We start from the raw sequence: 12,381 nt of genomic DNA, 5'->3' as shown, positions 1-12,381 counted from the left end.
GGAGCGTAGGAATCATCAAGACGCCGAACCAACCGATGTATAAACGGTTGTCGGTGCTTGTGATCCAGCTACAAAAGCGCTCCCAGGCGCTGCCGCTTTCGCGACGTTGTAGAACGGTTGTCATAATGATAATTGCGTTATGTAAGTTATAAATTAGTCAAGTAACCGAGTTGGCTAAGTAACTGTATTTAATATAGCGCAATTATTTACTTTTGTAAAGCTGGGATTTACGAATCTTGCATGGGAGTCTCCGCCAACACTACAAACTAGCGGGTTAGATAATTTAGCAGAAGAGCAGCTCCAAACCCAATGCCTGCAAAGCGGAGGAAGTGCCAGAACCAATCGCGCTTATCGCGCCAAGTGAACAAACGGCTTTCTAGTGTGAGTTCGGTTATTTCGAGCTGTTGCTGAATTTTGGCGATCTCTTCTGCTAATTTTTGCTGTGCTTCTTGATGAGCGGGCTGCTCTTTGCTAGATTCCTGGCTCTGCTCCCGGAGCTGTTGGAGCTGTTCCTGAAGTTGGGGCTGCTGTTGCTGGGCTGTTTGGACGTTCTGGTAACGCTCTCTGATACCGTTAAGCGCTGTCTCTGCTTCAGCTAGAGCTTTCTCAATATTAAGTTCCTCTTCAGGAGGAGAGGATTGCTCAGAATCCGACATAGCGCGGCCTTTTCTTCTCTATCAGAGATCAATCCTAGTTTAGCTAGAGCGATCTGGATAACAAGTTTCCTATACATAAAGTACAAAGGTCATGATCACAAGCAGTTCTACAGTTTAATGTGGCGGTAATGCAGGTAAAAGCGGCTGGAGCAAGCATAGAATTATGACCCTGGCTGGAAAACAACAGGAGAGAGAGGCTAAGCTTCCGCAACAGCGTTGGCAAATCGCGTCACCGAAGGTTGAGCAAGTGGGGCACGTGGCGCAATGTACGGGGTTGTTCCCGTTGCTGGCTCAGGTGCTGGTGAATCAAGGTATTGTGACGTCAGAGATGGCCCAAGCCTATCTAGAGCCGGAATCTCTATCTCTACCCGATCCGGTTGAGGAGTTCCCGGATCTGACAATGAGTCTAGAGCTTTTAGAGGATGCGATCGCAACCCAAAAAGAAATCATAATCTGCGGCGACTATGATGCCGACGGCATGACCAGCACAGCTTTGCTGCTGCGGGCCTTAGGTGCCTTAGGGGGGCAAGTCAATTACGCAATTCCCAGCCGCATGAGCGAAGGGTATGGCATTAACGAGCGGATTGTAGATGACTGTGCGGCAGATGGCGTCAAGCTCATCTTGACCGTTGACAACGGTATTGCTGCGCCTAAGCCAGTCGCCAAGGCTAGAGAACTAGGTATCGATGTAATCATCACCGATCACCATGAGCTACCGCCAGAACTACCGCCCGCTAACGCCATTCTTAATCCAAAGCTGATCCGCATGGATTCTCCCTATCAGGGCTTAGCGGGGGTAGGTGTGGCCTATATTTTGGCGGTTTCACTGGCGAAAAAGATGGAGAAGTCCCAAGCTCTGATCGCCCCCTTGCTAGAGCTGTTTACCCTGGGCACCATTGCTGATCTGGCTCCTTTGGTGGGCGTGAATCGCCGATGGCTGCAGCGAGGACTGAAACTGTTGCCCCACTCTAAGTTAGCGGGTGTTCAGGCACTGATTCAGGTGGCGGGCTGTAACGACCCAAGTCAACAGAAAACGTTGAAGCCAGAAGCGATCGGATTCCGACTGGGGCCACGGATCAATGCAGTAGGCCGGATTGCGGACCCACAAACGGTGATTGAGCTGTTGACCACTGATGATCGGGCCACGGCTCTCGATCGGGCAATGCAGTGTGAGCAGGCTAACCGGGAGCGACAGCGCTTATGTACTGAGATTGAGCAATCTGCGATTGAGCTGGTTGAGGGCTTGCAGAGTGGCGATCGTCCTCAGCAGCAGCGGGTGCTGGTGTTAGTGGAGCCAAGTTGGCACCACGGCGTTATTGGAATTGTGGCCTCTCGCCTCGTAGAGCGATACGGAGTCCCGGTTTTTTTGGGTACCTATGAAGACGAAGCCCGTACCCACATTCGGGGATCGGCACGCGGGATTCCAGAATTTGACGTGTTTGCGGCGCTGCAGTACTGCGAAGATCTGTTAGGACGTTTTGGTGGGCACCGAGCAGCAGGCGGTTTTTCAATGCAGGTGGACCAGCTCGAATTTTTGCGATCGCGTCTCAGTCAGTTTGCCCACGAAGAACTGCAGCCCCACCATTTGAAGCCACTCGTGCAGATTGATGCTCAGGCCAACTTTTCTCAAATCAACTGGGACTTGTTTTATCAGATCGATCGACTGCACCCCTGCGGGATTGGCAATCGAGAGCCGGTCTTTTGGACACCGCAGGTTCGGGTGCTAGAGCAGCGTCAGGTGGGAGCGGATAAAACACACCTGAAGTTAACCCTGGCCCAGGTTGAAGCCAGCAACCCCGAAGAGCGAGTGATCAAGCAGGTGATGGCGTGGCGCTGGGGAGAATACTATCCCCTTCCTGACTGGATTGATGTGGCCTACCGACTGCGGGAGAACAACTGGCGGGGTGAGCAGACTCTGGAACTGGAGCTGTTGGGCGCTCGGGTGTCAAGAGTGCCGCCCCCCGAGCGCTGCGAGGAGCCAGAAGCGCTTTTATCTAGACCTGCTGAGGCTCAAGCGGTAGAAGATGCTGACAAAGAGGCAGAAGAGGATTGCCCTCAGCCCCTGCAGGAGCCAACATTGATTTGCGCTGAGCCATCCAAACCGCTGCCGTTACCGTCTTGGGACTCGCTAGAGACTCTGGAATCGCTACAGGTTGAAGGGAATTTGCTAGTCTATGGCGATCAGCGGCCCTATATTTCACGACAGCAGATCAAGGGGGGCATTGAATACGATCGACCCACGCAGCCTTGCCAAACACTGCTGTTATGGACATTGCCACCTTCAGTCGTTCATCTCAAGTGGCTGCTGGCACTGGGCCGACCTCAGAGGGTCTATATACACGGAAAGCTTCCTCGAGAGACTGAGGTGACTGCGTTGCGATCGCACCTCAAATACGAGCTGATTAAATCGATGGGGAATCGGGTAAATCTTTTAGAGCTGGGGCAGAAATGGTGGGTATCACCCAGCGTGTTAGTTGCCATCATGCGGGAGCTTGGGTATACCTGCCCTAGCTTCCCAAAAACGGGCGATCTAGAGCAGGAACTCAAGCAGCTAGAGCAGTGGTATCGCTCCTCAGCCCGTCAAGTGGCTCAACAAATTTAAAGCTTGCCGCCGCCTAGAGCGATGGCCCCAATAATGAGGGGACCGCCTACTACGACAAAGACGATAGACGCCAGCTGTAAGACCGTTTCCTGCAAACCGGCAGAGATTAAAAGTTCCATTTTTCCTCCCAAGATGACCCAATGATCGTGGATAAACCAGAATTTCATTGTACCTGCTGGCGGGGCGCTACCTAGGGAATTCTCTGACAAGAGTTGAGTTAGCAGAATCAGTTATGGTATCTCTAACGGGCTATGGGCTAAACCTTCTACTGAATGGGTGCGTCGGTCGATGTCCTTTAGCGACTGTTTCTTGCTGTAACTGCAGCACTGTAGAGGTTAACAATCATGGCGACCTGGACATGCATTCAAGGATGTGGTGCTTGCTGTCATTTAGATTTGAGCGAGCGCCCTGATATTCAGGAGTATCTCTCAGCGGAAGAATTCGAGCGATATCTAAGTTTGATTGGGCCAGATGGCTGGTGTATTCACTTCGATCACGACGAACGTAAATGCAGTATTTATGCCGAGCGTCCTGGCTTTTGTCGCGTTACGCCTGAGACCTTTAAGCGTCTGTACGGAATTGACCCAGATGATTTGAATGAGTTTGCGATCTCATGTTGTCGTGAGCAAATTGACGCCGTTTACGGCAACCGTAGCTTAGAAGGGCTTAAGTTCGAGCAAGCCATCGGTTTAGATCTTGGCTAAGGCACGACCCATCGCAGGCATAATAGTTCACGTATCTGCAACTAGAGTTCCTTTGTGAGTGATCCCCTAACTCAACGATCGTCTAATTCATCCCCAGGCTCTGACGATTTGCAAAAGTCTGATCCACAAATGCTGGCAGAGGCCGTTGAATCAGGCGACAAAGACCCCAAGAGCTTTGGTCGCGAGTTTTTGATGGCCTTCGGCACCATTTTTCTCGCGGAGCTAGGGGACAAAACACAGCTTTCTACACTTCTAATAACGGCAGAATCTCAGTCGCCTTGGATTGTCTTTGCCGGGGCCGCTGCAGCCTTGATTACCACCAGCTTATTGGGGGTCGTGATCGGCCGCTGGCTGGCACGCTATCTCTCACCTGCAGCCTTGAAGACAGCGACAGGAGCAAGCCTGTTATTCATTGCTGTTCTGCTAATTTGGGATACGGTTCACCTTTAGGCCAAAGCTATGGATTGGAATTTATTGGGACTGAGCTTCATTATTGTCTTCCTTGCAGAATTGGGAGACAAAAGCCAGCTTGCTGCCATTACCCTGAGCGGTCAGTGTCGGCATCCGCGGGCGATCTTTCTGGGGACGGCTTCAGCACTGGTCTTTGCTAGTTTCTTAGGCGTTGTCTTGGGAGGAAGTCTAGCTCAGTTTCTGCCGACCCAACTACTGAAAGCAGTCGCTGCAGTCGGATTCGCCACGCTGGGGATCAGCTTTCTTTGGTCTGAAGAAGAAGAGTAGACAGTTTCTTGACTGATCAAACCTCCTCAGCCTTGAGCTATTGCGGTCGGCTATCTAGGCCTTTTACCATCTCAATTGTGGCACTCGCTGCTGCTTCGCAGGTTCTAGAGATCGGGCCAGACTAGAGCGAGCATGCTTCAAGGTTTGACAAAACTCCTTTGCCTTATGAGAAGCCTGACGGACTTCTGTGATTGCGGATTCCAAATCAGGGAGGGAAACCTGAGTCTGATTTCGTCCGAGCCTCTTTGCAGTATAAAGTGCTCGATCAGCCGCCTCAACAAGCTGAACCGGTGAAACATCTTGATGAGGAATCATGCTTGCTACTCCGAGGCTCAGCGTCACTTGATCACCCGTAGAAGATGCGAGGTGAGGCAGGTTTAGACGCTGAACAGCTGCTTGGATATCTTTAGCAATGTGGGTGGCACCTTTTAAGTCTGTATTGGGCAGTATAAAGGCAAACTCTTCGCCGCCATATCGAGCGACCAAATCAGCAGGGCGTTGGACAATATTTGCAATCGCGGCTGCAACCTGCTGCAGGCAAGCATCCCCTGCCGGATGACCGTAGGTATCGTTGTAGGCTTTGAAATGGTCTACGTCACACATAATCAAAGACAGAGGCGAATCTTCGCGAGCCAGACGACGCCACTCGGCCCAAAGCACTTCATCAAAGCGACGTCGATTATAAATCTGTGTCAGTTCGTCAATAGTGGCGAGTTGCTCAAGGGCTTGATTGGTCACTTCTAACTGTTGGTTAGAGTGTTGTAAAGCCGCTGTTATGGCCTGAAGCTTCAGTTTTTCAGACTGCAATTCTAGATACTGTTGATGTCTTTCAAGGGCATAGCGAATGGTGCGACCTAACAGATGACCATCAAATTTCCCCTTAACGAGGTAATCTTGAGCACCTCGCTGGACGGCCTCAATGGCAATAGATTCATCAATGTTCCCGCTGTGAATAATAATCGGTACTTCAGAGCAACTTGAACAGATCTTGTGATAGGCGTCTAGCCCCTGAGCATCTGGCAGCGATAGATCAAGGATCACCAGTTCAATTGAATCACCTGAAGATCGAAGACAATCTAATGCTTCACTGATACTTTGAGCATGAGTCATTGCATCTAAACAATACTCTTGCTGAGACAACAGGGCCTTTAAGAGTTGAACATCTTGATAGTCATCTTCAACCATCAAGATTTGAACATGCTTTTCTGCATCGCCGCTAGCCGGTTCAGACAATAGTGCTACATTCTTGTCAAACATAGAAACCCATTAAACCTTCGTTAAGTAACAAACACTGATAGCCTGAAGCTTTCATGAGTCAAGAGAGATATAGATGTATCTCCCAATTCAAGGACGCGAAAAATATCGTGCCAAGCTAAACGTGAGCTTCAATTACTTCTATGATGCCCAACGCTCTGTTTGATTTATGTATGCAAACTCGGGTTAACGTATATATCTCGGTATCACTTAGCTTGATTTTTTATTTATTTTTGGAAGTAAATAAAATCAGTGTATTGAACAAAGTTTTGTCCTTGCTCAATAGATTGATTTACTAGATCTAGCGAGGTGGATATTTAAACAGGCTTTCCTGCGTTGGGATGGCCTACTTTACCAACACCATAATCAATAGTGAGACAGCGCCCAAAATCACCATCAGGCCTGACGGCATAACCTTCTGGGTCTTGACCCATCGAATGCCGAACACAACGACCAATATGCCAGTAATCACCGTTGCCATCGATAATCCAATCGCGCTGCCTTTCAAGGTTGCGATCGCACCTACCACCAGCAGCATGCCAAAAAAGCAGCCCATGATCAGAGAAATCTTGCTCTTGCTCTTCACATAGCCCATCACGCCACCGGCAATGTTGAGCAAGCCGTAGAGTAATGCAGCTAGGGTTCCAGGAGTCATGATTGCTTGCCGTAGAGGATGAATCAAACCTTACCAGAGGATGCAGCCCTAAGCTTTATCCTGCCATTCATCAGAACTTAACGGCACCACCATCCCCTCGGTCGTGAACCCAAGCTGCATTGCCTCTTGGGGCTGAATAACCTGACCGGTCACGGCACAGTGCTGCTGCTGGTGAGCGATGGCCGGGACACTGGCGCTAATCTGAGTGGGTGAAAGCCGATCGTCCCCTGATTTTTGCTGTACATAGGTCCAGAGAACATCACGGATTAGGGTTTGATATCCTTGATTGCCCGCCAGTGTTTTGAGACGCTCCTTTAGCTCTCGCTCCAGACGGATGCTCGTAACCTGCATATCCGTTGTAGAAGTGTGGTGACTCGTGGGCAAAACAATACCTCCTAAAGGAACAGGAGCACCAGCGGTGCTCGCATGGATAAGAACAGCCTTTCCTTAGTCGCACCGCGTTCAGAGTCGCGTCACGTTCAGCCGCCTTGAAGCTCTGATCAATACGGCTACTGCTCCATACTACGATTGTAGTATAGCCATCATCCAGCAATTGATGTCAAGCCAGAAACTAGCACAGGCTTTGCCTGCATCCGGACCTATTCTTGAGGAATAATAGATGCTGGGATCACGTCCCTTGGCCGACGACGTAAATAGAGGATCAGTGCCCAGAATAGCGATAGACCCACTAGATACTTCGCGGCATCAGGAACCCCTGGCGCGGGAGAGAAAAAGCCCTCAATGATGCCCGCAATCACCAGCATAGGAACAACACCAAACATAAGTTGAATGGCCTTTCCGCCCCCTATTCTCAGGGCATCAAGGCGCTTATACTGTCCCGGGAAAATCAGGCCCTGTGCAAGACATAAACCTGCGCCCCCCGCCAAAAAAATAGCCGGTAGCTCTAGTGAGCCGTGGGGCAAGACGAAGGCCCAAAAGGGGTAAGCAAGATCATTCTGACCCACCAAAGTTGCAACGACACCAATCAGCAACCCGTTGACCCACATAATGTAGCTCGTCCCAAACCCCGCCAACATACCACCAGCAAAGGCTTTGAAAGTGACGCCAATATTATTCCGCATTAGAAAGCTAGAGGCGATCGGCTCTGCTCCCACCATAGATCCCGTCCATAGCTCACCTTCATCCTGCACTAGATCAATCATGTCCTGAGAAACCATCGTGGAGATAAAGGCTGGATCGCGCCAAGCGTACCACCAACCGATCAAGCCGCCAACGATGAAGATAAGCGTCGCAGCGGCGATCTGCTTCCATGTATCCTGCACCGCCCTCGGGAAGCCCCACAGAAAAAAGTCAACAACCTGCTGCCACTCCTGCCGCCGTCCCCCCTGATAAATCTGAGCATAGCCCCGCATCGTCAGCCCCTGGAGCTTTTCCGTGATGGCCGGACCCACCTGACGCGCCTTTGCCCGTGCCAGATCAGACGCCACTAGGCGATAGAGACCGCTCAGCTCCTGCACCTCAGAAGCTGACATTCGCTTTAGGCTTTTAGACTCAGCCTGCCGCAGCAGAGACTCCAGCCGCTGCCACTGAGGTTCTTGCCGCGCTAACCATCGCTGGATATCCATGGGTGCTTGAGAATGTTTAGGACGAAACCGCTTCTTCTAGCATCAGCTTCGAGGCTCTGAGAGATTCGGGGATCGTAATCGGATAGTTGCCAGAAAAGCAGGCCGAGCAAAAATGACTGTCGCTATCCTGAGCAGCCTCTAGCATGCTGTCATGCCGCAGGAAGGCAAGTGAATCAACGCCAATTTTGTCCGCAATTTCCTGCACCGACTTGGTGGCCGCAATCAGCTGGTCTTGGTTGTCGGTGTCAATGCCGTAAAAACAGGGATGGGTCACAGGGGGAGAGGAGACGCGCATATGCACTTCAGCCGCCCCCGCATCTCGCAGTGCTTTGACAATCTTGTGACTGGTGGTGCCTCGGACAATGGAGTCGTCTACAATCACGACCCGCTTACCCTCTAACACATCTCGAAGCGGGTTGAGCTTCATTTTGATGCCCAGCTCTCGCATGGCCTGGGTCGGTTGAATAAAGGTACGACCAACGTATCGATTCTTGATCAGACCTTCGGCGTAGGGAATGCCGCTGAGCTGTGAAAAACCGATGGCGGCAGGAATTCCAGAGTCTGGAACCGCAATAACAATGTCGGCCTCAACAGGAGATTCTTTTGCTAAATATTCGCCGAGGCGTAAGCGGTAGCTATAGAGGCTTTCACCATGCATCTGGCTGTCAGGTCGAGCGAAGTAAATCATTTCGAAGACGCAGAGCTTTGGCTCAGGGCGCTGGCTCCAGTGAAAAGAGGCGAGTCCCTCTTTTGTAATCCACACCAGTTCACCGGGTTCGACATCCCGTAGATATTCGGCCCCAATGATGTCGAGGCCACAGGTTTCAGAGGCCAAGACGTACTGAGGATTCCCAGGGCTATCGGCAGAGGTTAGAATTCCCAGCACCAGCGGTCGAATACCGTGGGGATCACGAACGCCCATAACACCTTCAGGGGTACCGATGACGAGGCTAAAGGCTCCCTCACAGGTCTGACAGGCTGCGATCGCACTGTCCAGCCAATCCTTACCCGTCGAGATTTCCTGAGCAATGGCGTAGGCAATGACCTCAGAGTCAGTGGTGGTCTCCAAGGACCAGTTGTGCGCCAAGACCTGCTCTCGCAAAATAGCAGTATTGACGAGATTGCCGTTGTGCGCCAGGGCTAGCGTTCCCAAACGGGTCTCAACGATGACGGGCTGGGCATTGACCACCCGACTTGATCCCGTTGTTGAGTAGCGCGTGTGGCCCACCGCAATGCTGCCCGGAAGCTGCTCCAAAATTTGCTCATCAAAAACCTGGGTCACCAAACCCATATCTTTGTGAACGTGAACCTTATCGCCCTGAAACGTGGCAATCCCGGCGGACTCTTGCCCTCGATGCTGGAGTGCAAATAGACCAAAGTAGGCGAGCTTGGCGGCTTCATGCCTAACGGTATAAACGCCAAAGACCCCACAGGCTTCTTCTGGCTTATCCTCCGCTAGCAGGTCAGGGGGAGGAAGGCGGTCAATGTCGAGAACTGGGCCAGTGGGCTCTTGAGCAGTCATGCTAGATATTGACACCGCGTCACCTGAATACATGGAGGAAATATTAAGGAATATTTAAGACAATAACAAACTTCTAGGGGGATCGCCGATCCAAATTTGGATTAGCTGTCCTCTGGATTGAGCTTATTTTCAATGGCATGACTCCAACGGTCAGTCATATTCGCGAGAGAGGCAGAAAGAATCATATGCCCATTTGCACGGAGATCGAGGCTATTTTGACCGCTAACGTGACCGAGGTATTCCCAGGGTAGCGCCTGCGTTTGTAAGTAGGATTCCCAAGCTTGTTGATGTTGCGATCGCAACGACACTAAAATTCTAGCGCCCCCTTCTCCAAACAACAGCTCATCCCACCGCAGCTCACCCTTGGAGGAGGCCAGCTCAAGCTCTGCACCTCGCTGGCCGCTAATGCAGGACTCGGCCAAGGCAACAACCACCCCGCCTTCAGCAGAATCATGAGCTGATTGAATCCAGCCTTTCTGGATACCGTGGCGGCAGGCTACCTGCACCTGACGCTCCAGTTCAAAATCAACCCTGGGCGGACGGCCTGCTACCTGCTGATGAATGGCAGCCAAATACTCAGAACCACCTAAAGTCACCGCTCCTTGCTCGACAGGCTGCGGCGTGAGCAGAGCGCCTAACAAGTAAATCAGATCGCCTTCGTCTTGCCAGCCCTGCCCACAGGTCTGCTCAAGATTTGAGATCAGCCCCACCATTCCCACAACCGGGGTGGGATAAATGGGCTGGGGTTCTCCCGCAGCATTGAGGGTTTCGTTATAGAGCGAGACATTGCCGCCGGTCACGGGGGTGCTAAAGGCTGTGCAGCCCTCTGAGAGACCGCGACAGGCTTCAGCCAGTTGCCAGTAGCCAATCGGCTTTTCAGGACTGCCAAAGTTGAGATTGTCGGTGACGGCGATCGGTTCAGCACCGACGCAGCTTAGATTACGGGCGGCTTCAGCCACGGTTGCCTTGGCCCCTTCATAGGGATCGAGGTAGACGTAGCGGGCGTTACAGTCAACGGTGGCTGCGACCGCTGAGTTGCCCCTAGGCGCGACTCCTTCAAGGGGGCGAAGACGGATCACGGCAGCGTCGGCGTCTCCAGGAAGGGTGACGGTGTTGTTCTGGACTTGGTGATCGTACTGGCGGTAAACCCAGCGCTTGGAGGCGATGGTGGGGGTAGCCAGGAGGTCTAAAAGAATTTGGGTCCAGTTTTTGGCCTTGCCTTGGATTTCGATGCCTTGGATTGTGCAGGGAGGGATGCGATCGCAACTCCATTCCCAAGCCTTCTGCGCGTACTCAGGCGGCTCGGGCGGTAGCTCTCGATGATAAATGGGCGTGTTATCCGACAGCGCCGTGGCCGGAATCTCCGCCGCCACCTCGCCTTGAAAGCGAATCTTGACCAAGGACTCAGGAATCACAGAACCCGCCACCACGGCCTGCAGACCCCAGCGATGGAAAATATCAATGAGCTCCTGTTCGCGGCCTTTCTCAGCCACAAACAGCATTCGCTCCTGAGATTCAGAAAGCAGATACTCGTAGGGCACCATTCCCGTTTCCCGATTGGGAATCAGGTCTAGATCTAGGTCAATTCCCAATCCGCCCTTGGCCGCCATCTCAGCCGTAGAGCAGGTCAGCCCCGCCGCACCCATGTCTTGAGCGGCTACTACAGCGCCAGTCTTGAACGCTTCCAAACAAGCTTCAATCAGTGACTTTTCTAAAAACGGGTCACCCACCTGCACTGCAGGGCGATCTTCGACTTCAGACTCGGCATTGAGTTCAGCACTGGCGAAGCTAGCGCCTCCCATACCGTCTCGTCCGGTCGTGGAACCCACATAGAGCACCGGATTGCCCACGCCAGCCGCCCCAGACTTCATAATCTCTGGGATCTCCATCAGGCCCAGAGCCATCGCATTCACCAGCGGATTGCCGCTGTAGGCCGGATCAAAATAGACTTCGCCGCCCACCGTCGGCACCCCGACGCAGTTGCCGTAGTGGGCAATACCAGAAACAACGCCATTGAAAAGGCGGCGCGTTCGAGCATCGTCCAAGCTGCCAAATCGCAGAGAATTGAGGACCGCAATCGGTCTGGCCCCCATCGTAAAAATATCACGAAGGATCCCCCCAACACCAGTGGCCGCTCCCTGAAAGGGTTCCACAGCCGAGGGGTGATTGTGAGACTCAATCTTGAAAGCAAGCTGCAGCCCATCGCCGAGATCGACAACCCCGGCATTTTCCCCCGGTCCCACGAGGATACGCTCTCCTGCGGTGGGAAACTGGGACAGCAGGGGTCTGGAGTTTTTGTAGCAGCAATGTTCAGACCACATGACCCCAAACATCCCCAACTCAGCTCGATTGGGGTGGCGACCAAGTCGCTGAACAATCTCGTCATATTCTCCCGGCTTCAGACCCTCGGAAGCAATTTCATCTGGGGAACAGTGGGCAGCAGTAGACATGCACAAATCACCAACGGCACAGGTGTTTAATTGTACCTGTTGTCTAATCCTGACAGATGATTTAGACGCAATGGCATCAGCCAGCTAGAAAACAATTGTGTCTTGTTATCCAGCAGCGATAAAGTGGCAAAGCTGCTTTTTAGTTTGCTCATGCTTCCTGGAGCGGTCGTGGATGTTCAAAGAATTTGCATCCCGACTTGAGCGGCGAGGGAGG

General features: G+C 52.2%; 12 protein-coding genes and 1 pseudogene. 4 read left to right on the top strand and 9 right to left on the bottom strand.

Annotated elements, in window-relative coordinates; translation table 11 throughout:
* Together C1752_RS17470 and C1752_RS17465 are read right to left on the bottom strand one after the other, a co-directional pair.
* Positions 1 to 124, bottom strand: a pseudogene (locus C1752_RS17470) (photosystem II q(b) protein); the annotation flags it as partial.
* Between the two features lie 142 nt (positions 125 to 266).
* Complete coding sequence (locus C1752_RS17465; RefSeq protein WP_110987325.1) at positions 267 to 656, bottom strand: sll0565 family protein; 390 nt, start codon at positions 654 to 656, stop codon at positions 267 to 269.
* A gap of 163 nt (positions 657 to 819) precedes the next feature.
* Here C1752_RS17465 and recJ point away from each other — a divergent pair, with 163 nt between their 5' ends.
* Positions 820 to 3,258, top strand: a complete 2,439-nt coding sequence (recJ, locus tag C1752_RS17460; protein ID WP_110987324.1) for a single-stranded-DNA-specific exonuclease RecJ — start codon at positions 820 to 822, stop codon at positions 3,256 to 3,258.
* Here recJ and psb30 read toward each other — a convergent pair.
* Entirely contained in the window at positions 3,255 to 3,377 is a 123-nt protein-coding gene (psb30, locus tag C1752_RS17455; protein WP_158535126.1) for a photosystem II reaction center protein Ycf12/Psb30, read from the bottom strand. The genes recJ and psb30 overlap by 4 nt on opposite strands.
* A 225-nt stretch (positions 3,378 to 3,602) precedes the next feature.
* On the opposite strand from psb30, the gene C1752_RS17450 reads away from it, so the two are divergent.
* The 3 genes from C1752_RS17450 (at position 3,603) to C1752_RS17440 (ending at position 4,700) form a co-directional block, all read left to right on the top strand.
* Positions 3,603 to 3,962, top strand: coding sequence for a YkgJ family cysteine cluster protein (locus C1752_RS17450; RefSeq protein WP_110987322.1), 360 nt, complete (start codon positions 3,603 to 3,605; stop codon positions 3,960 to 3,962).
* Positions 3,963 to 4,091: 129 nt separating this feature from the next.
* Positions 4,092 to 4,412 carry a TMEM165/GDT1 family protein gene (locus C1752_RS17445; protein ID WP_110987321.1) on the top strand — a complete coding sequence of 107 codons (321 nt, stop codon included), beginning with the start codon at positions 4,092 to 4,094 and terminating at the stop codon, positions 4,410 to 4,412.
* Positions 4,413 to 4,421: 9 nt separating this feature from the next.
* The gene (locus C1752_RS17440; protein ID WP_110987320.1) at positions 4,422 to 4,700 is read left to right on the top strand and encodes a TMEM165/GDT1 family protein; all 279 of its coding nucleotides are present in this window, start codon (positions 4,422 to 4,424) and stop codon (positions 4,698 to 4,700) included.
* Positions 4,701 to 4,763: 63 nt separating this feature from the next.
* Here C1752_RS17440 and C1752_RS17435 read toward each other — a convergent pair whose 3' ends face one another.
* From C1752_RS17435 to purL, 6 genes are all read right to left on the bottom strand, one after another.
* Positions 4,764 to 5,957, bottom strand: a complete 1,194-nt coding sequence (locus tag C1752_RS17435; protein ID WP_110987319.1) for a GGDEF domain-containing response regulator — start codon at positions 5,955 to 5,957, stop codon at positions 4,764 to 4,766.
* Between the two features lie 343 nt (positions 5,958 to 6,300).
* Complete coding sequence (locus C1752_RS17430) at positions 6,301 to 6,609, bottom strand: TMEM14 family protein (RefSeq protein WP_110987318.1); 309 nt, start codon at positions 6,607 to 6,609, stop codon at positions 6,301 to 6,303.
* Positions 6,610 to 6,657: 48 nt separating this feature from the next.
* Positions 6,658 to 6,960: a hypothetical protein gene (locus C1752_RS17425; protein ID WP_110987317.1), complete on the bottom strand. Its 303-nt coding sequence runs from the start codon at positions 6,958 to 6,960 to the stop codon at positions 6,658 to 6,660.
* 248 nt (positions 6,961 to 7,208) lie between these two features.
* Entirely contained in the window at positions 7,209 to 8,195 is a 987-nt protein-coding gene (locus tag C1752_RS17420) for a stage II sporulation protein M (RefSeq protein ID WP_110987316.1), read from the bottom strand.
* A gap of 16 nt (positions 8,196 to 8,211) precedes the next feature.
* A complete protein-coding gene (gene purF / locus C1752_RS17415) occupies positions 8,212 to 9,717 on the bottom strand; it encodes an amidophosphoribosyltransferase (protein ID WP_110987315.1) in 1,506 nt (501 codons plus the stop codon).
* Between the two features lie 101 nt (positions 9,718 to 9,818).
* Entirely contained in the window at positions 9,819 to 12,167 is a 2,349-nt protein-coding gene (purL, locus tag C1752_RS17410; RefSeq protein ID WP_110987314.1) for a phosphoribosylformylglycinamidine synthase subunit PurL, read from the bottom strand.
* Positions 12,168 to 12,381: the final 214 nt, after the last annotated feature.

This window comes from Acaryochloris thomasi RCC1774 (assembly GCF_003231495.1).
Lineage (GTDB): Bacteria > Cyanobacteriota > Cyanobacteriia > Thermosynechococcales > Thermosynechococcaceae > RCC1774.
The sequence above is the reverse complement of the archived record's forward strand: the minus strand, read 5'-3'. Positions and strand labels throughout refer to the sequence as shown.

Excerpts from the sequence above, each read along its gene's own strand:
- C1752_RS17465 (WP_110987325.1), bottom strand. The coding sequence starts at position 656 with ATGTCGGATTCTGAGCAATCCTCTCCTCCTGAAGAGGAACTTAATATT.
- recJ (WP_110987324.1), top strand. The coding sequence starts at position 820 with ATGACCCTGGCTGGAAAACAACAGGAGAGAGAGGCTAAGCTTCCGCAA.
- psb30 (WP_158535126.1), bottom strand. The coding sequence starts at position 3,377 with ATGGAACTTTTAATCTCTGCCGGTTTGCAGGAAACGGTCTTACAGCTG.
- C1752_RS17450 (WP_110987322.1), top strand. The coding sequence starts at position 3,603 with ATGGCGACCTGGACATGCATTCAAGGATGTGGTGCTTGCTGTCATTTA.
- C1752_RS17445 (WP_110987321.1), top strand. The coding sequence starts at position 4,092 with ATGCTGGCAGAGGCCGTTGAATCAGGCGACAAAGACCCCAAGAGCTTT.
- C1752_RS17440 (WP_110987320.1), top strand. The coding sequence starts at position 4,422 with ATGGATTGGAATTTATTGGGACTGAGCTTCATTATTGTCTTCCTTGCA.
- C1752_RS17435 (WP_110987319.1), bottom strand. The coding sequence starts at position 5,957 with ATGTTTGACAAGAATGTAGCACTATTGTCTGAACCGGCTAGCGGCGAT.
- C1752_RS17430 (WP_110987318.1), bottom strand. The coding sequence starts at position 6,609 with ATGACTCCTGGAACCCTAGCTGCATTACTCTACGGCTTGCTCAACATT.
- C1752_RS17425 (WP_110987317.1), bottom strand. The coding sequence starts at position 6,960 with ATGCAGGTTACGAGCATCCGTCTGGAGCGAGAGCTAAAGGAGCGTCTC.
- C1752_RS17420 (WP_110987316.1), bottom strand. The coding sequence starts at position 8,195 with ATGGATATCCAGCGATGGTTAGCGCGGCAAGAACCTCAGTGGCAGCGG.
- purF (WP_110987315.1), bottom strand. The coding sequence starts at position 9,717 with ATGACTGCTCAAGAGCCCACTGGCCCAGTTCTCGACATTGACCGCCTT.
- purL (WP_110987314.1), bottom strand. The coding sequence starts at position 12,167 with ATGTCTACTGCTGCCCACTGTTCCCCAGATGAAATTGCTTCCGAGGGT.